This window comes from Aeromonas dhakensis, assembly GCF_002285935.1.
GTDB classification, from domain to species: domain Bacteria; phylum Pseudomonadota; class Gammaproteobacteria; order Enterobacterales; family Aeromonadaceae; genus Aeromonas; species Aeromonas dhakensis.
In genome coordinates this window covers 318,377-340,992 of sequence record NZ_CP023141.1, presented here as the reverse complement: position 1 = coordinate 340,992, position 22,616 = coordinate 318,377, and the positions used below count along the sequence as shown (strand labels likewise).

Genomic DNA, 22,616 nt, shown 5'->3' with positions numbered 1-22,616 from the left:
ACCATGGCAGTGTTGAAAGCAGCCGGCCTGCAGAAGAGCTACAAGCGTCGCATGGTGGTCAGCGATGTGAGTCTGGAAGTGGGCACCGGTCAGATCGTCGGCCTGCTCGGCCCGAACGGTGCCGGCAAGACCACCTCCTTCTACATGATCGTGGGGCTGGTGCAGAGCGATGCCGGTCTCATCACCATCGATGATCAGGACATCAGCCTGCAACCCATGCATATCCGCGCCCGCAACGGTATCGGCTATCTGCCGCAGGAGGCCTCCATCTTCCGGCGCCTGTCGGTGTTCGACAACCTGATGGGGGTCATGCAGACCCGCAAGGGATTGAGCCGCGAGGAGCGGGAGGACAAGGTTCAGCAACTGCTGGAAGAGTTCAACATCACCCATATCCGCGACAGCCTGGGCCAGAGCCTGTCGGGCGGTGAGCGACGCCGGGTCGAGATCGCCCGTGCGCTGGCGGCGGAGCCGCGTTTTATCCTGCTGGATGAACCTTTTGCCGGGGTAGACCCCATTTCTGTGATAGACATCAAGAAGATCATCCAGCACCTCAAAGATAGAGGCCTGGGCGTCTTGATTACCGACCACAACGTCAGAGAGACTCTGGACGTATGTGAGAAGGCCTATATCGTCAGCCACGGCAAGATGATTGCCGAAGGGGCACCGGCGGAAATACTCGCCGATGAGCAGGTCAAGCGCGTCTATTTGGGCGATCAATTCAGTCTATAGTAAGGGGGCATCTCTTCATTTCCTGTGACGACTGCCTCGCTGACCATAAGGATATCCCGACGTAGATGAAGCCGACATTACAGTTGCGTCTCGGTCAGTCCCTGACCATGACGCCGCAATTACAACAAGCGATTCGTCTGCTCCAGCTCTCCACTCTGGAACTCCAGCAGGAAATTCAGCAAGCGCTCGACAACAACCCCTTGCTGGAGCAAGAGGAAAACGACGTTCAGGAGACCAGCCCGGTCGACCAGGTGGACGTCAGCCAGCTCGATTCCAGCGATGCCATGGCCCAGGACCAGATGCCGGACGAACTGCCGGTGGATACCACCTGGGAAGAGGTCTACTCGGCCGGCACGGCCCAGAGCGCAGGCCCCATCCATGACGGGGAAGACAGCATCTATCAGGGTGAGACCACCGAGAACCTGCAGGACTACCTGTTGTGGCAGATGCGCTTGACCCCGTTCAGTGACGTGGATGCCGCCATCGCCCTCGCCATCATAGATGCCATCGATGAATCCGGTTACCTGACGGTGTCGCTTGAGGATATTCAGGCGGCGGTGAGCAGCGAGGATGTCGAGGTGGAGCTCGATGAAGTGGAGGCCGTGCTCAAGCGGGTGCAGCATTTCGATCCTGTCGGCATCGCCGCCCGCTCGGTGCAGGAGTGCCTGCTGATCCAGCTGGGCCAGTACTCCCCTGACTTGCCCTGGCTCAACGAAGCCAGGGAGGTGATCCTCGAGCACATGGATCTGCTCGGCAACCGCGATTACCGCACCCTGGCCCGCAAGACCAAGCTGAGAGAGAACGACCTCAAGGAGGTGCTGGATCTCATCCAGCAGCTGGAGCCGCGGCCCGGCAACGGCGTCATCCAGAGCGAATCCCAGTACGTGATCCCGGATGTCTCCGTGGTCAAGAAGGGCAACAAGTGGGTGGTCGAGCTCAACCCTGACTCGGCCCCGCGCATCCGGGTCAACGAAACCTATGCCGCCATGGCCAGACAGGCCCGTACCAGTCAGGATACCCAGTTCATCCGCTCCCACCTGCAGGAAGCAAAGTGGTTCATCAAGAGTCTGGAGAGTCGCAACGACACCCTGCTCAAGGTGGCCAGCTGCATCGTCGAGCAGCAGCAGGGCTTCTTCGAATACGGTGAAGAGGCCATGAAACCCATGGTGCTCAACGACATCGCCGAAGCGGTGGAGATGCACGAGTCGACCATCTCGCGGGTGACCACCCAGAAGTACATGCACACGCCGCGCGGCATCTTCGAACTGAAGTTTTTTTTCTCCAGCCATGTGAACACCGAGGGAGGAGGAGAGTGCTCATCGACCGCAATTCGCGCGCTCATCAAGAAGCTGGTCACGGCGGAGAATCCCGCCAAGCCGCTAAGTGATAGCAAGATCGCGGATTTGCTGGCCGAACAGGGTATTATGGTGGCGAGACGCACGATCGCAAAGTACCGTGAATCCTTGTTGATCCCGCCATCCAATCAGCGCAAACGCCTGGTTTAGGCAAAACAAAAGGAAGACGTTATGCAAATCAACCTGACCGGACACCATGTCGAGATCACCGAAGCTCTGCGTGATTATGTGAACAACAAATTTGCCAAACTCGAGCGTCACTTTGACCACATCAACAATGTTCATGTGGTGTTGAGCGTAGAAAAACTGAACCAGATCGCCGAAGCCAAGCTGCATGTCAGCGGGGGTGAGGTGTTCGCCAACTCGCAGCATGCCGACATGTATGCGGCGATTGATACCCTGCTGGACAAGCTGGATCGGCAGATCATCAAGCACAAAGATAAGTTAAACCAAAAATAACCATGCAACTTGAACACATACTGAGTCGGGACTGCACCAAAAGTGCGGTCCCTTGTACCAGCAAGAAACGCGCCCTGGAGATCATCAGCGAGTTAGCTGCTGAGCGCCTGGGGACCTCTCGTCAGGTGCTCTTCGAGTGCCTGCTGGCGCGAGAAAAGATGGGCAGTACCGGGATCGGTGCCGGTATCGCCATTCCCCACGGCCGGATCGGCGACGAGTTTCCGCCGACCGCGATCCTGATGACCTTTGCAGAGCCTATCCCCTTCGATTCCATCGACAATCAACCGGTTGACCTGCTGTTTGCCCTGCTGGTGCCGGAAAGCGAGTGCAAGCAGCACCTCAAGACCCTTTCCCTGATGGCATCCAAACTGGGCGACAAGGCGGTATGCCGCCAGTTGCGCCAGGCAACCAGCGATGAAGAACTCTATCAGATCATGACATCGGCCTGAGATGCAGGCCCTTGCAATGACGCCAAGCGGTGAGGGAACAAGATGCAATTAATAGTGGTGAGTGGGCGCTCCGGCTCGGGCAAGACAGTTGCCCTGCGTGTGCTGGAGGATCTTGGTTATTACTGCGTGGATAACCTGCCGGTCAACCTGCTGCCCCAGTTGATCGTCTCGGTCGAGAGCCAGTATGACAAGCTGGCGGTCAGTATCGACGTGCGCAACCTGCCGGCGAGTTCCGACAAGCTGGAAACCCTGCTGGCCCAGGTACGCAACGAGGGGCGTGTGGAGTTCACGAGCTTCTTCTTCGATGCGGAAAACTCCACCCTGCTCAAGCGCTACGGCGAGAGCCGCCGGCTGCACCCCCTGTCGCGCAACAAGCTGTCGCTCGACGAGGCGATCCGGGAAGAGACCCACCTGCTGGCGCCGCTCTCCTCGACGGCCGATCTGCGCATCGACACCACCAACCTCAGCATCCACGACCTGAGCGAGCTCATCAAGACCCGGGTGCTCGGCAAGAAGGAGAACGAGCTGGTGCTGGTGTTCGAGTCGTTTGGCTTCAAGTACGGTATCCCCAAGGATGCCGACTTCGTGTTCGACGCCCGCTTCCTGCCCAATCCGCACTGGATCCCGGAGCTCAAGCCGTTTACCGGCAAGGATGAACCTGTAGCCCGCTACCTCTCCAGCCAGCCCGACGTGATGCAGTTCATCCTGCAGATCGAGAACATGCTGGCGACCTGGTTGCCCCACCTGGAGCGCAACAATCGCAGCTATGTGACGGTCGGGATTGGCTGTACCGGTGGTCAGCACAGATCGGTATTCATTGCCGAGCAGCTGGCCGGCGCCTTCCGCCTGCTGGGCAAGAACGTCCAGATCCGCCACCGCACCCTTGACAAGAGTGCGCCGCAATTTTGATGGACCAATAGGAAGATCAGATGACCGTCTCAGCCTCGGTGGAAGTGAAAAACAAACTGGGCATGCATGCCAGACCGGCCATGATGCTGTTCGAGCTGGTGCAGGGGTTCGATGCCCACGTGTTGCTGCGCAACGAAGAGGGGGTCGAGGCCGACGCGGACAGCGTGATCGGCCTGCTGATGCTGGACTCCGCCCAGGGCAAGCAGGTGGAAGTTCAGGTGGAGGGACCCGAGGAAGTGGAGGCCCTGGCCGCCGTGGTGGCGCTGTTCACTTCGGGCTTCAACGAGGAGTAATCGGCCCCTTCATGCTCAAGGTGCGCTGCGTGCCAGCGCCTTGAAGGCGGAAAAGTCCCGACAAGCCAGCAGGTTCCTGCTGGCTTTTTCGTTCATCAACGCCAGGAACAGGTCGTAGAGCCCCATCGCCTCCTCATAGTCGGCCTTGGCGATGGCCAGCACGAAGATGAGGGTGGCGCTCTCGCCGTTGCCCCAGTCGATCCCCTGCGGGGCCAGCACGGTATAGACCAGGGTACGGCGTGCCAGCAGACCGAGGGAGTGGGGCAGGGCGATGCCGTCTCCCAGCAGGGTGGAGACGATGCGCTCCCGCTCCTGCAAGGATCCCCGAAAGCCGCTCTCCACCAGATCCTCCGCCTCCAGCTGGCTGCAGATGCGATCAAACAGCGCTCCCTGGCTGAGCGGTTCGCTGACCACCATGAAGTGGTCGGCATCGAAGTACTTGTCGAGCAGGTAAGGGCGGGTGCGATCGACCAGCACCAGCTTGCCGAGCTGCTCCAGCTGGTATTGGGTGGGAAAGGGGGCGACCTGCACCACGGGCACGTTCTTGTCGCTCACCTTGACGGTGCTGATGACGAAATCCTGCTCGACTCGCGCCAGCCCTTCGTAATCCCGCACCGACTCCAGCGTGGTCAACTGCAGCTGGGGATATTCCCGCTTGATGCGAGCCTCCAGCACCCGGAAGGTGGCGTTGCCCGCATCGCACAACAGCAGCGCCTGGGGACGGCGGGTGTAGCCGATGTCGTAGTGACGCTCCAGTCCAACCCCTATGTGGATCACCAGATAGCCTATCTCGTGGTGGGTCAGCCGGTAAGGGGTCTGCTTGATCCACTCCGAGATGGCCGCCAGCGTGATGTCGTAGGCGAGGGGGTAATACTGCTTGATGTGGTCTGCCAGCGGATTGTGGCTGCCGATCTGGTATTTGACCCGCAGCAGCATGGCACTGATATGGGTCTGCAGGTCGGCCCGCAGTTGCAGGTCGCCGCGCAGGTCATAGGGGTAGTGCTGGTGGATGTAGGCCAGCAGATGCTCCACCAGCTGCTCGCTCTCGGCCGCCATGGCCGGGCTGAGATGGGGGGCATCGGCGGTGAGGCGGGCCTGGATCTGGATGGCGAGGCAGGCTATCTCCTCTTCCCCCGGCGGGGTCAGGGTCGGCAGCTCGCCATAGATGTCGCGGGCGACCGCCAGCAGTGGCGCCGTGAGATCTTCGCCGGTGAATTGGCGCAGCTCGTGGCCCGCGGCCTGGCGCAGCAGGGCGACGGCGCAGTAGATGGCGAGCTGCTGCAGGCTCTCGTCGGCCAGGCGCAGCTGGTGGCGGCCGAGTTGCTCGTGGATGTGATTGCCCACTACCTCCAGCGTCTTGCTGGGACAGAGGTTGGGCAGCAGGCTCTGCAGCGGGTTGCTGTGCAGCAGCTCCTGATAGAGCAGCTGGGTGAGACAGGCGCGGATGGCCGTCTCACCCCCCTGGATCCGCATCCCCTGCCTGGGCTTGCTGTCGATGGCGAGGTCGAAGTGAGCGAGCCGATCCCGCACCTCCGCCATGTCCCCCTGCAGCGCCGCCCGGCTCAGATACCAGGTATCCGCCAGCTCGTCGAGCTTGATGCCCTGCTCCGCCGTCAACAACAGGATCTGCAGGTGCAGCACCCGCTCGCGGCTGGTGCGAGGCAATCCGCTCTCCTGCTCCTGGGCCGTCAGCAGCGCCGCGAACAGCTCCTGATTGTAGATCTTGAGCTGATAGCCGCTGCCGCGCTGGTGGATCAGGTGGGCGCCCCGGGTGGCGATGATCTCGTTGAGGGTCGCCACGTCGGTGCGTACTGTGCGGGTGGAGACGTTGAGGCGGCGGGCCAGCTCCTCCTGCGGCAGCGGTTCGGCGTGGAGCAGGGTGAGCAGTTGCTGGAGTCTGGGGTGGGGCAGCTTGGTCATGAGGGGGGATCGGACTCCTGTCGCGGAATAGAAAATCGATGTTAACAAGCGAGTCAATGACAAGCCAGGCACCGGTCAGTGATCGGACCGGTGCCTGAGGGCTGTCAGGCAAGCAGCCGCTTCACCGTGGCCAGCAGGGTACGTACGTCCTCGGGACGGGTCTGACCGCTCGCGCTGTCGATGATGGAGCTGTAGACGTGGGGGATCACCTTCTCGACGCCAGCATCCAGCGCAATTCGCACTATCTCCTCGAAGTTGTCGAGATCGATGCCGCCGGTGGGCTCCAGCCAGAAACCGTGGCGTGCACAGGCCTCGGCCACCGCCTGATACTCGGCGCGGCAGGTCAGCCCGCCCATGGGGAAGAACTTGACCGAACTGCCGCCCATGTCCTTGAGCAGGGCGATGGCGGTGTCGATGGGGATTATGCCGTCGGGCTGCTGGCTGCTCAGGGGGCCGGTGGAGATCTTCACCATCCCCGGTGTGCCAGTGGGGGAGACAAGGCCATTGACGAGGGTGTCAGACTGGCCGAGCAGCGCCCGGCTGGCGCCGACCCCGGTGAACACCTGGTTGACGTGCTGGGGCTGCAGCTGGCTCGCCAGCTCGGCCACCATGGCGGACTGGCGCGGATCGCCGGCCCCCAGCCCGATGGAGAGGGCGTTGTCGATAAGCTTGGCGTAGGCCTGCATGTCAGCGACGGCGGAGGGCACATCCGGGTAGTTCTTGGAGAGCACACCGACCAGCACGTGGCCCTCGGCGGCCTCATAAATGTCGACGGCATTCTGTCGGGAGCCGGCCAGCACGTTGAGGCAGACCCGATCGCGGTAGTAATTGGGAGTAAGAGACATCAGTTGTTCTCCTGAACGAGGTGGGCAATGGCGGCATGGATCTGGTCGAGCTGGGGCAGGGTGACGCTGCGCACGTCGATCTCGATATGCCCCTCGTTGGCCTTGTAGCCGCGGCAGTAGATGGCAGGCGTGCCCTGTTGCAGACGGGCGACGACCTGCACTGTGGTCATGCCGATCTGCTGGTGGTCGAAGGCGATATCGGTGCGGGCGATGTCGCGCCCCGCGCTGTCCCACACCACCTTGGCGCTGACGCCGGGCAGCTGGTTGAGGCGCTCGATGAAGGGGGTCATCTTGGCGACCATGGCGGCGCCGCTCTCCTTCTCTTTGATCAGGTAGCGCTCGATGGCGTGGGTGAGGCCGAGGATCCCCTCTTTGCCCACCTTCATGGCACGGCCGATGCCGTTGGCCTGCTGCTTGACCCACTCCACGTACTGACGCTTGCCGAGTACCAGCCCGCTGGTGGGCCCTTCGATGGCCTTGGCGCCGCTGTAGATGACCAGGTCGGCCCCCAGGTTGTAGTAGAGACGCAGATCCTCCTCGGCCGCCGCATCGACGATGAGCGGGAGCCCGTGGGCCTTGGCCACCTCGGCTGCCTCGGCCACCGACAGGATGCTCTTCTGCACGCAGTGGTGAGACTTGATGTAGAGGATGGCTGCGGTATTGGCATTGATGGCGGCGGCCAGCTGGGCGGCAGAGCACTCGTTGGCGTAGCCGGCCTCCACCACCTTGCCGCCACCCAGGTTGACCATGGTGCCGACCGGGGCGCCGAAGTTGACGTTGTGTCCCTTGGGCAGCACGATTTCGCTCGGCACATTGTGGGCATGGGCGTGCAACTGCTCGAGGCGGTAGGGGTCGCCGCGCACGATCACGGCGGCCACCGACTGGGCGATGCCGGCGCTGGCACAAGAGACTACCACCGCATCTTCCACATCCAGCAAGCCGGCCAGGTAGGCGCCGGTCTTGTTGACCAGATCCTTCACCTCGAAGTAGTGGCCAAGGCCGAAGTTGACCGCGTCGACCACCTCCTGTTCGGGGGTGGAGACGCCGAGAATGGTCATGCGCCCGGAGGCGTTGATCACCGGTTTGAGCTGATATTTCTCATACACAGAAGACATGGTGTGATTTCCCATAGTGAGTCAGAACCAGTTCACCACCGACCAGGGCGGCGAGGGGCAGCAACTGCCGATCGCCATTGCGGGCGCCGGCTTCGGTATCGGTAAAGAGGGTAGGGCCGCTCATCACCTCGAACAGGGTCAGATCGGCAGCGGCGCCCACCTCGAGTCGCCCCTTGCCGGACAGGCGCAGGGCATCGGCAGCATGGTGGGTGACGCAGGCCAGCACCTGCTCCAGGGTCATGCCGATGGCGAGAAACTTCGACATCACGTGGGCCAGGCTGTAGACCGGCCCCTTGATGCGGTTCTTGCAGTAGATATCGGAGCTGATGGTGCGGGGCAGGATCCCCTGAGCAATGGCCAATTCCGCCACCTCGAAGCTGAAGCTGGCGCCGCCGTGGCCGATGTCGAGCAAGAGGCCCCGCCGCATCGCCTCACGCACCGCCTGGCGCAGTTTGCCGGCCGGGGTCAGGATGCGGTTGGGCTTGCCGTTGAAGCAGTGGGTCAGCAGATCGCCATCCCCCAGCAGGGCGACGATCTCGTCCAGATCCGGCGGCGTGTTGCCCACGTGTACCATCAGCGGCAGCTGGCCGTGGGCCTGTTGCAGTGCCTTGGCCATGCGCAGCGGCTGCAGGCCGTTCTCACCCACCACGCTGCCGCTCATCCGCGCCTTGATGCCGACGATGAAGCCGGGATGGCGGGCAATGGCCGCCGAGGCGAGATCCATATCGAGGTCCCGGCTGTCGGCCAGCTCGTTCTGGCGCAGCAGGCCGATGCGGGAGATGTTGAGCAGGGCGTGTACCCGGGTCTTGCAGCCGGCGGCGAGACGCTGGAAGTCATCCACGTCGTCGGCCCCGGTGCTGCCGGCATCGATGACGGTGGTGACGCCGGACTCCACGCCCACCTTGTCCGGCTCATCGTGATAGAGGGGGGAAGCGGGGTAGCAGTGGGTGTGGCCGTCGATCCAGCCGGCGCTCACATGCACCCGGCCGCCGAGATCCAGGGTCTGCTGCGCCATGGCCGTCTCCGGCAGGGTGCCAAGCGCGGCGATTTTGCCTTGCTGGATGGCGATATCGACGAGCCGGCCATCTCCCTGGCGCCCCGCTCTGATGATGATGTCGTACATGCTGATGGCCTCTAGCGTGCCGCCCCGCAGGGCGGCTGATGGTTATGCAAGCGCAACCGGGAAGAAGGTACCCAGCAGCATGGCCCCCAGGATGGCGCCACCGGTGATGGGCTTTCCCCATACGTAGAACAGCAGCGCACCCAGCAGGGAGCCGATGCCGATGGGGATGGAGGCACCCATGGCGGAGAGGATGATGAGGGGGCCGAGGAAGCGGCCCGAGCTGTTGCCAGCCCCCATCATCACATCCGCCCCGTAGGTGGAGTTGCTCTGGTTGATGGTGAACTTGCGCGCCAGGATGATCACATAGCCGATGGCCAGACCAATCACCATGCCGGTCACCAGCGAGGCGGGGAAGTTCTCCACCGGATAGACGATGCCGGCCCCCAGCAGCAGGGCGGGCACGCCGAGGCCCACCCCGGTCTGGATGGCACCGCCGATGTCCAGGATCCCCACCAGAGAGCCCTCGATGATGCGGGCAAACAGGAAGCTGGCGCCGAAAGCCGCCACCGCACCGTAGGCTCCCGTGTCCATTCCGGCTTTCAACATGGCGACGAAGGCTACCTCGTTGAAGGCGCCGACCCCGTACAGATAGAACATGTGGGTACCGGCAAAGACCCCGGCCGAGAGCAGGCCGACGAAGATGGGGAAGGACCAGTCGGCATACCAGAAGTTGTTTTTCAGTTTCTCATCCATGGCGTGACCCCTTATTTGCCGCTCAGCAGGTTATGGACGTTTTCCAGCCACAGGGGAATGCCCAGATGGAAGGACTCGATGAGTTTCATGTCGAAGCCGCGGAAGAAGCCGCTCAGCACGAACAGCAGGACGATGGCCGCCATCATCACCTTGGTGACGTGGTTCCAGCCACTCTCTTCCACCCCCTTGCCGATCAGGATGCCGAGCACCAGACCCGGTACCGCGTTGCCCATGATGAGCTGGGCCAGACCGCCGAAGATAGTGGCCCAGAAGCCGGACTTCTTGCCCGCCTCGATGGCGGCCAGCCAGAAGATCACCGGCATGACGGTGTTGACCAGCAGGTTGGCGGCCGGCACCAGTACCTTGACCGCGGTGACCTGCAGGGCGGCCGGCACGGCGGCGGCGGTACTGTTGAGGAAGGCGACCACGATGGCACCTATGATGCCGCAAGCGATGGCCATCTTCTTCGGGTCATGCAGGGTGGTGGCGAGATCCCGGTTCTTGATCATCAGGGCTGCCGCGCCCCAGTTCGGCAAGATGCGGTGATCCACGTCCTGGGTGAAGGCGCCGGCTGCGACCGTGGAGGCCCAGGCGTTGAAGAAGAAGCCCAGACCAAACGAGAAATGGGAGGCGGGATCCCCTTCGCAGGAGTTGAGCTCGCCCAAGGTACGGAAGGCGCCCATCCCTTGCACGGTCGGGGCGTGGAACATCCGTGCCGCGCCGGCCCCCACACCGACGCCAACCAGGCCGCCAATGATGAGTGACTTGATAAATATGATTAGAAACATCCCATGTATCCTTCTTGTGGCGGTGTTGCCGCGGGTGGCGTCACACCCGGGTAAAGGTCACCTTGTCGGTGTCCAGGCTGGTGACCCTGACCGTGATGGCGAGCCGAACCCGGTATTCGTGGCGCTGGCGCGGCAGGAAGAAGAACAGGAACTTCTCCACCCGGACCGACTCCTCGGCCTCGATCACCTCGACCTCGACCGGTTCGATGCGCAGCAGCACCCGCGGGTTGTCCTTGAGCAGCGTGGATTGCACCTGGCTGAGGGCGGCGGCGAACGCCTGCTGACGGGTCGCGCCCTTGCCGTTGACGGTGACCCGGGTGGTGAAGTCCTCTTTCATCATGCGCGTCCGTGTTTCTTGGCAAACGCCTCGATCAGCTTCTGGCCCAGTTCTTCCTTGTCCATGAAGCCGAAGCCGAGCACCACGCACCCCTCGTTGATGGCGGTGACGCCCTCCTCGATGGATCGCATGCCGTAGCGGCACTTGTAGCCGTACTTGGTCTGGGCCGTGATGGCGCCGGCACCGCCGCTGCCGCAGAAGGAGATGCCGAGATCCGCCTGCTCCTTGTTCATCACGTCGCCGAGCTTCATGTCGGCGGCCATGCCGGGGATGACGGTCACGCTGGCACCGGCGGCTTCCGCGCCTGCACCGACTTTCTGGCCCTTGCCGAGGCGATCACCGATCACGAGTTTGATGGCTGTCATTTAGCATTCTCCTTTGACTGAACTGAGTTCGTTTTCTTTGGCTACTTCGAAATGGACGGACAAGAGGTGCGCCTCTTCATAGGCGAGCCGCTCCAGCCAGCTGACGACCTGCTCGGCCAGACGCAGGGAGAGGGGGGAGATCTCCTCGAACAGGCTGAGGTCGACCTCCGGCAGCGGCTCGCCACTGTGGGAGCGCCACACCATGGCTTTGACGTGAGAGGCCAGCATCTGCTGCTGTACCTCGTTGGGGCGGATGCCCTGTTCGGCCAGCAGGATATGGATGCGCGCCAGGATCTGGTCGGTTTGGCGCAACAGGGCAGGGCTGTCCGGGGTCAGGGGCTGGTCATGGGTCTCTGTGTGCAATGTCTGCTCTCCAAGGCTGGCAGAAGGGATAGCGTTACCCTAAGCCGGTCATGTTCGGGAGAGGAGGCACCGTTTTTCCGATTCGAAGCGGAAATTCGCGCGTCAATTGGCCAATTGAAGCCGCTTTTGCGGCATCAAGCGGAAAAGAGTGCTCATTGGCGCCCGTTTTGTGTGATCAGGGGCGCACTTGGCGTTGGATGAAGGGCTGGTGACCCTTGGCTGAAACTGTGAGTCGCCTCACGGCCGGGAGGGGAAAAGGGAGGAGAAGGGGCGACTCGTCGCCCCGACCATGGGGATGTCAGCTGGCGGTGGCCGCGCTCGCGCTGGCCCGGTTCTGGTAGCGCAGATCCTCTTCGATGGTGACCTCCACCTCCAGCGGTTTGCCGTCGCGGATCACCGAGATGGTGAGTTTGGTGCCGGGCCGGCTCTCGACGATCTTGTCCATGGCGGCCCGCACGCCGCTGATGGCCTCGCCGTTGATCTTGAGCAGCACGTCGCCCCGCTTCAGCCCGCCCTTGGTGGCCGGCCCGTTGGGATCCAGGCTCTCCACCACCAGACCGCGCAGGTCACCCAGATTCATCATGCGGGCGACGATGGGATTGATCTCGACGCTGGAGATGCCGAGGTAGCCGCGGATCACCCGGCCGTTGGCGATCAGCTCGTCCATGATGCGCTTGGCCAGCTTGTAGGGGATGGCGAAGCTGATGCCGTAGCTCTCCTGATTGCCGTTGAGGTGGTAGGCGGCGGTGTTGATGCCCACCAGATCGCCGCGGGCATTGACCAGGGCGCCCCCCGAGTTGCCCTCGTTGATGGCGGCGTCGGTCTGCAGCAGATCCTGCCGGCCGTTGCTGTCCGGCCCCATGCTGGAGAGGCCGATGCGGCCGGTGGCGCTGATGATGCCCTGGGTGATGGTCTGGCCGACGTTGTAGGGGTTGCCGATGGCGAGCACCACGTCGCCCACGTCGGGCAACCGCTCCGGATCCTGCGGGATCACCGGCAGGTTGTCCGATTCTATGTAGAGCACTGCCAGGTCGGTGAGCTGGTCGGTGCCGACCAGTTCGGCGCTGAACACCCGTCCGTCCTGCAGCGCGACTATGATCTGGTCCGCATCGGCGATGACGTGGTAGTTGGTCAGCACGTGGCCGCGCTGGTTCATGATGACGCCAGAGCCCAGCCCCTGGGGCCTGAGTTCGGTCTGGTTGCCCTGATTGCGGGCGAAGCTGCGTGTATAGATGTTGACGACGGCAGGGCCGGCGCGGTGCGCCGCGTAGGAGAAGCTCAGTTCACGGGCATTGGTGATGAGGCCGGGCAGTTGGGCCCCGCCCCGAAAATTGGGAAACAGCAGCAACAGTAGCGCCGCCACGGTGAGACCGAAGCCGACAGACTTGCCCAAGTAACTGACTATAGGGGGGATTTTCATGTCATTCTCATCCGTACATAGAGCGGGCAGAGAATAACACTATCGGTGGATAAAAATCACCCGCGGCAGGCACCGCGGGTGAGAGGAGATTAACGAATTACCAGGTAGAGCGAAGAGTCGCCGCGCTGGATGTTGAGGGCCAGCACATCCGGCTTGTTCTTCAGTGCCTTGCTCAGCTCTTCCAGCGAGTTGATGCGCAGGCGGTTGACGCCGATGATGACGTCGCCCTTCTGCAGACCGGAGGCGGCGGCAGGGGAGCGCGGATCGATCTCGGAGACGGCCACGCCGCTCACCGGCTCGCTGGTGGTGCTCAGCTTGGCCCCTTCCAGTGCCGGGTGCAGCGCACTGGCCAGGATTTCGCTGTCATCCGCCTTCTTCAGGGTGACCTTGACGGTCTGCTCCTTGCCATCGCGGATCAGGCCCAGTGCCACCTGCTTGTCGGCCCCCATGGTGGCAATCTTGGCCCGCAGCTCGCCGAAGGAGCGGATGGCCTTGCCGTCGATGCTGACGATGATGTCGCCCGGCTTGATGCCGGCTTTGGCGGCCGCGGAGTCAGGCATGACCTGGTTGACGAAGGCGCCGTCCTTCTTGTTGTAGCCGAAAGTCTTGGCCACTTCGGAGGTGAGCTCGGTTCCTATGATGCCCAGCTGGCCGCGACGGACTTCACCGTATTTCACGATCTGTTCGGACAGGTCGCGCACCATGTTGGACGGAATGGCAAAGCCAATGCCGATGTTGCCGCCGTTGGGGCCCAGGATGGCGGTGTTGATGCCGATCAGCTCGCCGCGCAGGTTGAGCAGGGCGCCACCCGAGTTGCCCGAGTTGATGGCCGCATCGGTCTGGATGAAGTTTTCCAGGTTCTCGATGTTGAGGCCGCTGCGACCGAGCGCACTGACGATGCCGGAGGTGACGGTCTGGCCGAGACCGAACGGGTTGCCGATGGCCAGCGCATAGTCACCGACCCGTAGCTCGTCAGAGTCGGCGAATTTGATTTGAACCAGATCCTCGGCCTTGATTTGCAGCAGAGCGATGTCGGACTGCTTGTCTTCGCCGATCTTCTTGGCGGCGTATTCACGGCCATCCTTCAGGTTGACCTTGATCTCGTCCGCCTCGTGCACCACGTGGGCGTTGGTGATCACGTAGCCCTTCTTGGCGTCGATGATGACGCCGGAACCGAGCGCCTGGAAGGGCTGCTCGCTTACCTGTTCGTCAGGCATGTTGGGGCCGAAGAAGAAGCGGAACTGTTCCGGCAGACGCTGGCGGGTGATCTTCTTGCCGGAGACGGAGATGTTGACCACGGCAGGGGTGACTTGTTCGAGCACCGGCGCCAGGCTCGGCATCTCCTGATTGTTCGCCAAAAGGGAGGGCAGTGCAGCCTGCACGGGGGCCGCAGACATGGCGATACCGACACTGAGGGCTAACACACTGAGCACAGAAAGAGGTTTACGCATATGAAAAACAGCTCCCAGAAAAAGTTGCAATGCAATCGTGAAGGTCTGACCACGATACAGCGCAATTAGTTCCGCGGGGAACTAACTGGACTGCTTGAGCAGACCGGAGGCCCCTGCATAGTCACGGGGCGGTACACCCGGTTCTTCATTGGCCGGGACATCGCTGCTCTCGTCGAGCAGAGTTTCACGGAACAGCGGCTCCTGGGCCTTGGCCAGGAATTTGCTCTGCTCCGCCATATGGCGATAAAGGGTCTGGTACTGCTCGGCCAACTGCTCCATCAGGGCGGCACTGTCGGCGAAGTGGGTATTGATCTGACCCTGGTAGCTTTCCAGTTCCTTGTGAGCCTTCTTCAGTTCTTGTTCCAGACGGCCGGCATCCCGGCTGCGCACTGTGAAGCGACCGATGATGATACCGATAATCAAGGCGGCGACAGCCAGCAGGATCCCGTTTAACAGACTCATAGATGCTCCTTGTTACAGCTAAACCAATGTATGTTAATGCGGCCTGAACGGCCGCTACGCCTTGATGGCACTATACCGTGCACCCCGAGGGCGTGATACCATTTCGTCCTTCATTCAGGGACTTGAAGGCAATTGACAGGATGACCCCGCAGCAAAAATACCAGCAGGATTTGCAGCGCCCCGGCTTCGTGGCCGACCCCGCTCAGGCGATGGCCGTGGCCCGTCTGGAGCGACTCTATCAGGATTTGTGCCAAACCCCGACTCCGACCAGATCCCGCGGTCTGTTGGGCTGGCTGCAAAAGCCGAAGCCCCGTACGCCTATCCTGGGGTTATATATGTGGGGTGGAGTGGGCAGAGGCAAGACCTGGTTGATGGATACTTTTTTCGACAGCCTGCCTGGGGAGCGCAAACTGCGTATCCACTTCCACCGTTTCATGCACCGGGTGCACGATGAGCTCAAGGGACTGACCGGTCAGGCCGATCCGCTCAAACTGATCGCCCGCAAGCTGGCCGACGAGACCGATGTCATCTGCTTCGACGAATTTTTCGTCTCCGACATTACCGATGCCATGCTGCTGGGGACCCTGTTCCAGGAGCTGTTCGGCCATGGGGTCGTGCTGGTGGCGACCTCGAACATACCGCCGCAGGATTTGTATCGAAATGGTTTGCAACGTGCCCGTTTTCTACCGGCCATTGCCCTCATAGAGCGTCATTGCGAGATACTTAACGTGGATGGCGGTACCGATTATCGCCTGCGCACGCTGGAGCAGGCGGAGATTTATCACTTCCCGTTGGACCGGCAGGCAAAATCCAATCTCGAGCTCTATTTTCAACAATTAACCGGGCTTCAGCAGGCCCTGGCGGGCCAGGTCGAGATCAATCACCGTCAGCTGGCGTCGCTGGGGATGGGGGAGGGTGTGCTCTATATGGAGTTCGAGCAACTTTGCTGCACACCCCGTTCCCAGGGCGACTATATCGAGCTGGCACGGCTGTTTCACACCGTCCTGCTGGCCAATGTGCAGCCCATGGGGGCAGGCACGGATGACGCGGCGCGCCGCTTCATCGCCATGGTGGACGAGTTCTATGAGCGGCACGTCAAGCTCATCATGTCGGCGGCGGTGCCCATGCAGGAACTCTACGGTCACGGGCTGCTGGATTTCGAATTCCAACGTTGTCTTTCACGGCTTCAGGAAATGCAATCGCACGAATACCTTGCCAGAGTGCACCTTCCTTAGTCACAATACCGCGCCTGCCAGTCGGATGGGCATCTGCGGCAGGTAGGGCCGGGCGACATTTGCTAGCTTCATGGCAGTGAAATTAGCAGGTGATATTTAAGGCAACTTCACTTATAATCGCCCGGCCCACGTTACAGCTGTCGATAAGACAGCAACACTTTAAGCTTTACTTGTATTCGAAGGGGTACAGGTAGGCCATCGTTTGTTGTTTGTGGGAGAGCCCCCATAAGCAATTGGGTCTGTAACAGGTAATTGGGTTTAACTTAATGAAAACTTTCGTTGCCAAGCCAGAAACCGTAAAACGTGACTGGTACATTGTGGACGCAGAAGGTAAAACTCTGGGTCGTATCGCAACCGAGATCGCTGCTCGTCTGCGTGGTAAGCACAAAGCCGAGTACACTCCGCACGTTGACACCGGTGATTACATCATCGTTGTAAACGCCGAGAAGGTACACGTAACCGGTAAGAAATCTACCGACAAAATGTACCACGCTCACTCCGGTTTCCCGGGTGGTATCAAGTCCATCAGCTTCGACAAGCTGATTCAGCGTAAACCGGAAATGGTAATCGAAGCTGCTGTCAAAGGCATGCTGCCGAAGGGTCCGCTGGGCCGTGCCATGTTCCGTAAACTGAAAGTTTACGCAGGCGCCGAGCATGCTCATGCTGCTCAGCAACCTCAAGTACTGGATATCTAATCGGGAACTGGCAACATGGCAGAAAATCAATACTACGGTACTGGCCGTCGCAAAAGCTCCACTGCTCGCGTATTCATCAAAGCGGGTAGCGGTAAAATCGTAATCAACCAGCGCTCTCTGGAGCAGTACTTCGGCCGTCCGACTGCCCGCATGGTAGTTCGTCAGCCGCTGGAACTGGTTGAGATGACCGAGAAACTGGATCTGTTCATCACCGTTAACGGTGGCGGCATCTCCGGTCAAGCTGGTGCGATCCGTCACGGTATCACTCGTGCTCTGATGCAGTACGATGAAACCCTGCGTTCCGAACTGCGTAAAGCTGGCTTTGTTACTCGTGATGCCCGTAAGGTTGAGCGTAAGAAAGTCGGTCTGCACAAAGCTCGTAAGCGTCCGCAGTACTCCAAGCGTTAATTCGCTTTTTGTACGCACTCTCGCGAGTGTCAAAAAAGCCTGGCCATGTGCCAGGCTTTTTTTATTGGTAATATTACGAACGGTATTGCTAACACCACGTCACAAAAGACAAAAAATTGTGTATTTATTGTTTTTGACCTTCGCTTCTCTTTCTTGTCAAGTTGTTATCTTTTCTTTAAAATTCCCTCGGTTTTTCTGTGACAATTGTAACTCCGCTTCCGCCGCTGTTGTCACGGAAGAAAGGGGAACAGGGACACAATAAGAATGTGCGGAGTCCACATGGGAGAGTTTTTGGATGAGCAATGCGCCAGTTGATACCGGTCGCCGCAGATTTCTTACCTGGTCAACGGTCGCCGTTGGTGGGGTAGGAGCTGCTTTTACCGCAGTGCCGTTTATTAAGTCATGGAACCCGAGTGCCAAAGCCAAAGCGGCGGGTGCTCCGGTTGAAGTGGATATCAGTAAGTTGGAACCAGGCCAGCTCATCCGTGTTGAGTGGCGAGGCAAGCCGGTCTGGGTGGTGAAACGCACCAAACAGACGCTGGATGCCCTGGCCGCGCATGACGACAAGCTGCGCGACCCGGCTTCTGACGAGCCCCAACAACCCGACTATGCCCACAATGGCTACAGATCCATCAAGCCGGAGATCTTCGTGGCCGTCGGTATCTGTACCCACCTGGGCTGCTCTCCCTCCTACCTGCCGGACAACTTCGGCGAACAGGTGCAGGGGGTGACTTCCGGTTTCTTCTGCCCGTGCCATGGCTCCAAGTTCGACATGGCTGGTCGAGTGTTCCAGGGGGTGCCTGCGCCCTTGAACCTGGTCATTCCGCCGTACCAATATCTTAGCGACACCACCATCCTGGTCGGTGCCGATGGCAAGGAGGCCTGACCATGTTTGCCAAACTGATGGGCTGGATTGACTATCGCTTTCCGCTCACCGCCATGTACAACGACCACATGGCCAAGTATCCGGCGCCCAAGAACCTGAACTTCTGGTACTTCTTCGGCTCGCTCGCCATGCTGGTGCTGGTCAACCAGATCATCACGGGCATCTGGCTGACCATGAACTACAACCCCTCCGCCGAAGGTGCCTTCGCCTCCGTGGAGTACATCATGCGGGATGTGGATTACGGCTGGCTGCTGCGCTACATGCACTCCACCGGCGCGTCCGCCTTCTTCATCGTGGTCTACCTGCACATGTTCCGCGGCATGATCTACGGCTCCTACCAGAAGCCGCGCGAGCTGCTGTGGATCTTCGGCATGCTGATCTTCCTCTGCCTGATGGCGGAAGCCTTCATGGGCTACCTGCTGCCGTGGGGCCAGATGTCCTTCTGGGGCGCGCAAGTCATCATCTCGCTGTTCGGTGCCATTCCGGTCATCGGCGACGATCTGACCCTGTGGATCCGCGGTGACTACGTCATCTCTGGCGCTACCCTCAACCGCTTCTTCGCGCTGCACGTCATCGCCCTGCCGCTGGTGCTGGTGATGCTGGTTGCCATGCACATCCTGGCGCTGCACGAAGTGGGTTCGAACAACCCGGACGGCATCGACATCAAGAAGCACAAGGATGAGAACGGCTGGCCGCTGGATGCGGTGGCATTCCACCCCTACTTCACCGTCAAGGACATGATTGGCGTAGCCGGTTTCCTGTTCTTCTTCTGCGCCATCATCTTCTTCAAGCCGGACATGTGGGGTTACTTCCTCGAGAAGCCGAACTTTGAAGTGGCCAACGGCCTGAAGACCCCGGCACACATCGCGCCTGTATGGTACTTCACCCCCTTCTACGCCATTTTGCGGGCGGTACCGGACAAGCTGCTGGGCGTCATCATGATGGGCCTCTCCATCGTGGTGCTGTTCCTGCTGCCCTGGCTGGATCGCTGCAAGGTGCGTTCGGTGCGCTATCGTAGCACCCTGCACAAGCTGAACATCGCCCAGTTCGTGGTCTGCTTCATCATTCTCGGGGTACTCGGCGTGCTGCCATCGACCCCGACCCTGACGCTGATCGCCCAGATCTGTACCCTGGGTTATTTCGGGTTCTTCGTCCTGTTGTTCTTCTACAGCAAGAATGAAAGCACCAAGCCGCTGCCGGAAAGGGTGACATTCAAATGAAAAAAATAATATTTGCAGTGCTGACCCTGCTGCCGTCACTGGTGTTTGCCAACACCGGGGCCGTGCATCTGGACAAGGCTCACTATGATCTGAACGACAAGGCGTCCCTGCAGCGTGGTGCCGCCACCTTCATGAACTACTGCTTTGGCTGTCACAGCACCCAGTACCAGCGTTACAACCGGGTGGCGGCAGACATCGGTATCCCGGAAGACCTGATGGCGGCCAACCTGATCGTCAATGGCGCCAAGATCGGTGATCTGATGGAAAACTCGGTGCCGGACAAGGATGCGGCCAAGTGGTTCGGTGCACCGCCCCCCGATCTGACGCTGGTCGCCCGGGTGCGTGGTGCGGACTGGATCTACACCTACCTGCGTTCCTTCTACGTGGACGAGACCCGTCCATTCGGGGTGAACAACGCCGTGTTCCCGTCCGTGGGCATGCCTCACGTGCTGGAGCCGCTGCAGGGGACTCCCCGCGCCGAGTTTGCGACCCACCAGGTCGATGGTGTCGACGTTCAGCAGGTTGTCAGCATCAAATCTGACGGCAACGGTGAAATGAATAACGAAGAGTATGATCAGACGGTGCTGGATCTGGTAAACTTCTTGGTCTACTCGGCTGAACCGGTACAACAGGAGCGCGAACGCATGGGCTTCTGGGTGCTGGGTTTCATCGTGATCTTCTTCATCTTCACTGTGCTGTTGAAGAAGGAATTCTGGCGCGACGTTCACTAAGCGACCAGATCCGGGTAATATAATGCACGGCAATGAAGTCCAAGATGCTTCATTGCCGTTTCTGCTTTTTAATGACGGGAGGGTTCAATGGCTGTAGCTGCCAATAAGCGTTCGGTAATGACGCTGTTTTCCGGTGCCAACGACATGTTCAGCCATCAGGTGCGCATTGTCCTGGCGGAGAAGGGTGTTAGCGTAGATATTTGCCAGGTAGACCCTGCCAATCTGCCGGATGAGCTGGCCGAGCTGAACCCGTACAACACTGTACCGACCCTGGTTGATCGGGAGCTGGCGCTCTATACCTCGCGCATCATCATGGAATATCTGGACGAGCGTTTCCCGCACCCGCCCCTGATGCCGGTATACCCGGTGGCGCGCGGCAACAGCCGTCTGATGATGCATCGCATCGAGCTGGACTGGTACTCCCTGGCCGACAAGATCATGGCGGGTAACGACGTGGATGCGGCGCGTGCCGAGCTGCGGGACAACCTGCTGGCCATCGCCCCCATCTTCGGTGAGATGCCCTATTTCATGAGTGAAGAGTTCGGTCTGGTCGACTGCTACATGGCCCCGCTGCTGTGGCGTCTGCCGAGTCTGGGCATCGACTTCACCGGTCGTGGCGCCAAAGAGCTGAAGGCCTATATGGTTCGTCTGTTCGAACGTGAATCCTTCCAGGCTTCCCTGACCGAAGCCGAGCGCGAGATCCGCGCTGGCGTATGAGCATGGAACCGACGATGACGCCCAGTCGCCCGTATCTGTTGCGGGCGTTCTTTGACTGGTTGCTGGACAATGACCTGACCCCTCACCTGGTGGTCAACGTCAACATCCCCCATGTGATGGTGCCGATGCAGTTCGTCCAGGATGGACAGATAGTGCTGAACATCGCACCTCGTGCGGTTGGGCAGTTCCACATGGACAATGATGCCATCAGCTTCAGCGCCCGCTTTGGTGGAGTTTCCCAGCAGGTCTACATCCCGATGGCGGCCGTGTTGGCCATTCATGCCCGGGAAAATGGCGTGGGCACCATGTTCCCACCCGAGCCTGGGTATGATCTCTGGCTGGAGCAGGCCGAAGCGCCGGTGGAGCCCGAGCCGGAACCGCCGCGCCCGAGCGGCCGTCCGACCCTGAAGGTCATCAAATAAAAACGCAGCCAATTGGCTGCGTTTTTTTATGGCGATCAACAGGGTCAGTTCTGGGCAAACTCGAAGGCCTTGATCACGCGCTTCACGCCGCTGACGTGGCGGGCGATCTCGACGGCCTGATCTCCCTCCTGGCGGGTCACCAGGCCGATCAGGAACACCTCGCCATTCTCGGTGACCACCTTGACCTTGGCGCTGTCGAAGTTCTTGGCGCCCAGCATGTCAGCCCGCACCTTGGAGGTGATCCAGGTGTCGTTGCTGCGTACCCCTATGCTGACCGGCTGGCCGAGGCGCAGCTCGTTGTAGACGTGGCGCACACCCTCGATACGGGCCACTATCTTGCCAGCCTCGAGCTTGTAAGCGTCAGAAGGTGTCTGACCGACCAGCAGTACCCGGCCGTTGTTGCTGTAGACGCTGATCTTGCTGGCCGCGCTTAGCGGCTTGTTGTCGGCCAGCAGATTGGCCGCCTTCAGTTCGATGGCCTGATCGTCCCATTGGGCGCCCAGGGTGCGGCGATCGCCGGAAGCCTTGGCGGTACCGGCGGCACCACCGACCACCACGGCCGCACAACCTTGCAGCAGCAGGGTGCCGGCCAGCAGGCCGAGCAGGAGCGTTTGCTTCTTCATGGTTTCAATCTTCCTGTTGCGGGAAAAGAGTCTGGTCGATGAGATCACACAGGCAGTGCAGGGTCAACAGGTTCACTTCCAGAATGCGGGGGCGGCGGGCAGACGGCACCCGGATCTCCACATCGTTGGGACCGAGCAGACCGGCGATCTCGCCGCCATCACCGCCACCCAGCACCACTATGGTCATGTCGCGGGAGAGGGCGGCCTCGGCGGCTTTGATCAGGCTGCGGCTGTTACCCGTGGTGGTGATGACCACCAGGATGTCGCCGGGCTGACCGAGTGCACGGATCTGCTTGGCATACACCTCTTCAAAGCCGTGATCGGTGGCGATGGCACTGATGGTCGCCATGTCCGGGGTCAGCGCCATGCCGGGCAGGGAGGGGCGCTCGGTTTCGTAGCAGTTGACCAGTTCAGAGATGAACAGCTGGGCCAGTGCTGCGGAGGGACCATTGCCGCATGCCATCACCTTGTGGCCATTGAGCAGACAGATGGTCAGCATCTGGGCTGCAGTATGGATGGCATCCGGCAGCGCCTCGGCGGCGGCTATCTTGGTCTGGATGCTCTCGGTGTAGTTTTCTTTGATGCGGTCAGTCATGGGGTCCT

At 60.7% G+C, this 22,616-nt stretch carries 28 protein-coding genes; 14 read left to right on the top strand and 14 right to left on the bottom strand.

The features are described from left to right. The first annotated feature begins 3 nt into the window (after positions 1-3). The 6 genes from lptB (at position 4) to npr (ending at position 4,194) form a co-directional block, all read left to right on the top strand. Positions 4-729: an LPS export ABC transporter ATP-binding protein gene (lptB, locus tag CK627_RS01870; protein WP_005305964.1), complete on the top strand. Its 726-nt coding sequence runs from the start codon at positions 4-6 to the stop codon at positions 727-729. Between the two features lie 65 nt (positions 730-794). Beyond that, entirely contained in the window at positions 795-2,234 is a 1,440-nt protein-coding gene (locus tag CK627_RS01865; RefSeq protein ID WP_017784940.1) for an RNA polymerase factor sigma-54, read from the top strand. Positions 2,235-2,255: 21 nt separating this feature from the next. Continuing rightward, positions 2,256-2,543, top strand: coding sequence for a ribosome hibernation promoting factor (gene hpf / locus CK627_RS01860; RefSeq protein WP_005305957.1), 288 nt, complete (start codon positions 2,256-2,258; stop codon positions 2,541-2,543). Positions 2,544-2,545: 2 nt separating this feature from the next. Beyond that, positions 2,546-2,992, top strand: coding sequence for a PTS IIA-like nitrogen regulatory protein PtsN (ptsN, locus tag CK627_RS01855; RefSeq protein WP_005305951.1), 447 nt, complete (start codon positions 2,546-2,548; stop codon positions 2,990-2,992). A 42-nt stretch (positions 2,993-3,034) separates the two neighbouring features. Beyond that, positions 3,035-3,901, top strand: a complete 867-nt coding sequence (rapZ, locus tag CK627_RS01850) for an RNase adapter RapZ (RefSeq protein WP_005305946.1) — start codon at positions 3,035-3,037, stop codon at positions 3,899-3,901. Positions 3,902-3,921: 20 nt separating this feature from the next. After that, complete coding sequence (gene npr / locus CK627_RS01845) at positions 3,922-4,194, top strand: PTS phosphocarrier protein NPr (protein ID WP_005305943.1); 273 nt, start codon at positions 3,922-3,924, stop codon at positions 4,192-4,194. 15 nt (positions 4,195-4,209) lie between these two features. Here npr and CK627_RS01840 read toward each other — a convergent pair whose 3' ends face one another. From CK627_RS01840 to CK627_RS01780, 12 genes are all read right to left on the bottom strand, one after another. Continuing rightward, positions 4,210-6,114: a BglG family transcription antiterminator gene (locus CK627_RS01840; protein WP_095591558.1), complete on the bottom strand. Its 1,905-nt coding sequence runs from the start codon at positions 6,112-6,114 to the stop codon at positions 4,210-4,212. A 104-nt stretch (positions 6,115-6,218) separates the two neighbouring features. Next, positions 6,219-6,959, bottom strand: coding sequence for a 2-dehydro-3-deoxy-phosphogluconate aldolase (gene dagF / locus CK627_RS01835; RefSeq protein ID WP_095591557.1), 741 nt, complete (start codon positions 6,957-6,959; stop codon positions 6,219-6,221). Beyond that, positions 6,959-8,074 (bottom strand): DgaE family pyridoxal phosphate-dependent ammonia lyase, encoded by a 1,116-nt coding sequence (locus tag CK627_RS01830; protein WP_095591556.1) that lies wholly within the window; start codon positions 8,072-8,074, stop codon positions 6,959-6,961. Before CK627_RS01830 ends, dagF begins: the two co-directional genes overlap by 1 nt. Beyond that, positions 8,058-9,197, bottom strand: coding sequence for an amidohydrolase/deacetylase family metallohydrolase (locus tag CK627_RS01825; protein WP_095591555.1), 1,140 nt, complete (start codon positions 9,195-9,197; stop codon positions 8,058-8,060). Before CK627_RS01825 ends, CK627_RS01830 begins: the two co-directional genes overlap by 17 nt. Positions 9,198-9,239: 42 nt before the next feature. Beyond that, positions 9,240-9,890, bottom strand: coding sequence for a DUF4310 family protein (locus CK627_RS01820; RefSeq protein ID WP_005305926.1), 651 nt, complete (start codon positions 9,888-9,890; stop codon positions 9,240-9,242). Positions 9,891-9,901: 11 nt separating this feature from the next. Then, a complete protein-coding gene (locus CK627_RS01815) occupies positions 9,902-10,678 on the bottom strand; it encodes a DUF4311 domain-containing protein (protein WP_005305923.1) in 777 nt (258 codons plus the stop codon). A 40-nt stretch (positions 10,679-10,718) separates the two neighbouring features. Further along, a complete protein-coding gene (locus CK627_RS01810; RefSeq protein ID WP_005305919.1) occupies positions 10,719-11,015 on the bottom strand; it encodes a DUF4312 family protein in 297 nt (98 codons plus the stop codon). Beyond that, on the bottom strand, positions 11,015-11,380 hold the full coding sequence (locus tag CK627_RS01805) for an SFCGS family glycine-rich protein (RefSeq protein ID WP_017779756.1): 366 nt from the start codon (positions 11,378-11,380) through the stop codon (positions 11,015-11,017). Before CK627_RS01805 ends, CK627_RS01810 begins: the two co-directional genes overlap by 1 nt. Further along, the gene (locus tag CK627_RS01800) at positions 11,381-11,743 is read right to left on the bottom strand and encodes a PRD domain-containing protein (protein WP_005305914.1); all 363 of its coding nucleotides are present in this window, start codon (positions 11,741-11,743) and stop codon (positions 11,381-11,383) included. Positions 11,744-12,041: 298 nt separating this feature from the next. Then, the gene (degS, locus tag CK627_RS01790) at positions 12,042-13,163 is read right to left on the bottom strand and encodes an outer membrane-stress sensor serine endopeptidase DegS (RefSeq protein WP_005305911.1); all 1,122 of its coding nucleotides are present in this window, start codon (positions 13,161-13,163) and stop codon (positions 12,042-12,044) included. 89 nt (positions 13,164-13,252) lie between these two features. Beyond that, a complete protein-coding gene (locus CK627_RS01785; RefSeq protein ID WP_005305907.1) occupies positions 13,253-14,614 on the bottom strand; it encodes a Do family serine endopeptidase in 1,362 nt (453 codons plus the stop codon). An 81-nt stretch (positions 14,615-14,695) separates the two neighbouring features. Continuing rightward, positions 14,696-15,076 carry a Z-ring associated ZapG family protein gene (locus CK627_RS01780; protein WP_005305902.1) on the bottom strand — a complete coding sequence of 127 codons (381 nt, stop codon included), beginning with the start codon at positions 15,074-15,076 and terminating at the stop codon, positions 14,696-14,698. A gap of 140 nt (positions 15,077-15,216) precedes the next feature. Between CK627_RS01780 and zapE the strand changes: the two genes are divergently transcribed. The 8 genes from zapE to CK627_RS01740 all read left to right on the top strand — a co-directional run bounded on the left by zapE (position 15,217) and on the right by CK627_RS01740 (position 21,390). Continuing rightward, on the top strand, positions 15,217-16,311 hold the full coding sequence (zapE, locus tag CK627_RS01775; RefSeq protein WP_095591553.1) for a cell division protein ZapE: 1,095 nt from the start codon (positions 15,217-15,219) through the stop codon (positions 16,309-16,311). 266 nt (positions 16,312-16,577) lie between these two features. Continuing rightward, positions 16,578-17,006 (top strand): 50S ribosomal protein L13, encoded by a 429-nt coding sequence (gene rplM, locus CK627_RS01770; RefSeq protein ID WP_005305895.1) that lies wholly within the window; start codon positions 16,578-16,580, stop codon positions 17,004-17,006. A 15-nt stretch (positions 17,007-17,021) separates the two neighbouring features. Then, positions 17,022-17,414, top strand: coding sequence for a 30S ribosomal protein S9 (gene rpsI, locus CK627_RS01765; protein ID WP_005305893.1), 393 nt, complete (start codon positions 17,022-17,024; stop codon positions 17,412-17,414). Between the two features lie 295 nt (positions 17,415-17,709). Then, positions 17,710-18,300 (top strand): ubiquinol-cytochrome c reductase iron-sulfur subunit, encoded by a 591-nt coding sequence (gene petA, locus CK627_RS01760; protein ID WP_005305890.1) that lies wholly within the window; start codon positions 17,710-17,712, stop codon positions 18,298-18,300. Between the two features lie 2 nt (positions 18,301-18,302). Beyond that, positions 18,303-19,520 (top strand): cytochrome b, encoded by a 1,218-nt coding sequence (locus CK627_RS01755; protein WP_005305888.1) that lies wholly within the window; start codon positions 18,303-18,305, stop codon positions 19,518-19,520. Continuing rightward, positions 19,517-20,251 (top strand): cytochrome c1, encoded by a 735-nt coding sequence (locus tag CK627_RS01750; protein WP_010635938.1) that lies wholly within the window; start codon positions 19,517-19,519, stop codon positions 20,249-20,251. Before CK627_RS01755 ends, CK627_RS01750 begins: the two co-directional genes overlap by 4 nt. 87 nt (positions 20,252-20,338) lie before the next feature. Next, the gene (sspA, locus tag CK627_RS01745) at positions 20,339-20,968 is read left to right on the top strand and encodes a stringent starvation protein SspA (RefSeq protein ID WP_005305881.1); all 630 of its coding nucleotides are present in this window, start codon (positions 20,339-20,341) and stop codon (positions 20,966-20,968) included. Continuing rightward, positions 20,965-21,390, top strand: coding sequence for a ClpXP protease specificity-enhancing factor (locus CK627_RS01740; protein ID WP_005305878.1), 426 nt, complete (start codon positions 20,965-20,967; stop codon positions 21,388-21,390). The genes sspA and CK627_RS01740 overlap by 4 nt, the downstream gene beginning before the upstream one ends. 44 nt (positions 21,391-21,434) lie before the next feature. Here CK627_RS01740 and dolP read toward each other — a convergent pair whose 3' ends face one another. Together dolP and CK627_RS01730 are read right to left on the bottom strand one after the other, a co-directional pair. Continuing rightward, the gene (dolP, locus tag CK627_RS01735) at positions 21,435-22,013 is read right to left on the bottom strand and encodes a division/outer membrane stress-associated lipid-binding lipoprotein (protein WP_005305875.1); all 579 of its coding nucleotides are present in this window, start codon (positions 22,011-22,013) and stop codon (positions 21,435-21,437) included. Positions 22,014-22,017: 4 nt separating this feature from the next. Next, complete coding sequence (locus CK627_RS01730; RefSeq protein ID WP_005305871.1) at positions 22,018-22,608, bottom strand: D-sedoheptulose-7-phosphate isomerase; 591 nt, start codon at positions 22,606-22,608, stop codon at positions 22,018-22,020. Positions 22,609-22,616: the final 8 nt, after the last annotated feature.

Bases quoted from the DNA above. Each gene is read 5' to 3' on its own strand.
- lptB (WP_005305964.1), top strand. From the start codon at position 4: ATGGCAGTGTTGAAAGCAGCCGGCCTGCAGAAGAGCTACAAGCGTCGC.
- CK627_RS01865 (WP_017784940.1), top strand. From the start codon at position 795: ATGAAGCCGACATTACAGTTGCGTCTCGGTCAGTCCCTGACCATGACG.
- hpf (WP_005305957.1), top strand. From the start codon at position 2,256: ATGCAAATCAACCTGACCGGACACCATGTCGAGATCACCGAAGCTCTG.
- ptsN (WP_005305951.1), top strand. From the start codon at position 2,546: ATGCAACTTGAACACATACTGAGTCGGGACTGCACCAAAAGTGCGGTC.
- rapZ (WP_005305946.1), top strand. From the start codon at position 3,035: ATGCAATTAATAGTGGTGAGTGGGCGCTCCGGCTCGGGCAAGACAGTT.
- npr (WP_005305943.1), top strand. From the start codon at position 3,922: ATGACCGTCTCAGCCTCGGTGGAAGTGAAAAACAAACTGGGCATGCAT.
- CK627_RS01840 (WP_095591558.1), bottom strand. From the start codon at position 6,114: ATGACCAAGCTGCCCCACCCCAGACTCCAGCAACTGCTCACCCTGCTC.
- dagF (WP_095591557.1), bottom strand. From the start codon at position 6,959: ATGTCTCTTACTCCCAATTACTACCGCGATCGGGTCTGCCTCAACGTG.
- CK627_RS01830 (WP_095591556.1), bottom strand. From the start codon at position 8,074: ATGTCTTCTGTGTATGAGAAATATCAGCTCAAACCGGTGATCAACGCC.
- CK627_RS01825 (WP_095591555.1), bottom strand. From the start codon at position 9,197: ATGTACGACATCATCATCAGAGCGGGGCGCCAGGGAGATGGCCGGCTC.
- CK627_RS01820 (WP_005305926.1), bottom strand. From the start codon at position 9,890: ATGGATGAGAAACTGAAAAACAACTTCTGGTATGCCGACTGGTCCTTC.
- CK627_RS01815 (WP_005305923.1), bottom strand. From the start codon at position 10,678: ATGTTTCTAATCATATTTATCAAGTCACTCATCATTGGCGGCCTGGTT.
- CK627_RS01810 (WP_005305919.1), bottom strand. From the start codon at position 11,015: ATGAAAGAGGACTTCACCACCCGGGTCACCGTCAACGGCAAGGGCGCG.
- CK627_RS01805 (WP_017779756.1), bottom strand. From the start codon at position 11,380: ATGACAGCCATCAAACTCGTGATCGGTGATCGCCTCGGCAAGGGCCAG.
- degS (WP_005305911.1), bottom strand. From the start codon at position 13,163: ATGAAAATCCCCCCTATAGTCAGTTACTTGGGCAAGTCTGTCGGCTTC.
- CK627_RS01785 (WP_005305907.1), bottom strand. From the start codon at position 14,614: ATGCGTAAACCTCTTTCTGTGCTCAGTGTGTTAGCCCTCAGTGTCGGT.
- CK627_RS01780 (WP_005305902.1), bottom strand. From the start codon at position 15,076: ATGAGTCTGTTAAACGGGATCCTGCTGGCTGTCGCCGCCTTGATTATC.
- zapE (WP_095591553.1), top strand. From the start codon at position 15,217: ATGACCCCGCAGCAAAAATACCAGCAGGATTTGCAGCGCCCCGGCTTC.
- rplM (WP_005305895.1), top strand. From the start codon at position 16,578: ATGAAAACTTTCGTTGCCAAGCCAGAAACCGTAAAACGTGACTGGTAC.
- rpsI (WP_005305893.1), top strand. From the start codon at position 17,022: ATGGCAGAAAATCAATACTACGGTACTGGCCGTCGCAAAAGCTCCACT.
- petA (WP_005305890.1), top strand. From the start codon at position 17,710: ATGAGCAATGCGCCAGTTGATACCGGTCGCCGCAGATTTCTTACCTGG.
- CK627_RS01755 (WP_005305888.1), top strand. From the start codon at position 18,303: ATGTTTGCCAAACTGATGGGCTGGATTGACTATCGCTTTCCGCTCACC.
- CK627_RS01750 (WP_010635938.1), top strand. From the start codon at position 19,517: ATGAAAAAAATAATATTTGCAGTGCTGACCCTGCTGCCGTCACTGGTG.
- sspA (WP_005305881.1), top strand. From the start codon at position 20,339: ATGGCTGTAGCTGCCAATAAGCGTTCGGTAATGACGCTGTTTTCCGGT.
- CK627_RS01740 (WP_005305878.1), top strand. From the start codon at position 20,965: ATGAGCATGGAACCGACGATGACGCCCAGTCGCCCGTATCTGTTGCGG.
- dolP (WP_005305875.1), bottom strand. From the start codon at position 22,013: ATGAAGAAGCAAACGCTCCTGCTCGGCCTGCTGGCCGGCACCCTGCTG.
- CK627_RS01730 (WP_005305871.1), bottom strand. From the start codon at position 22,608: ATGACTGACCGCATCAAAGAAAACTACACCGAGAGCATCCAGACCAAG.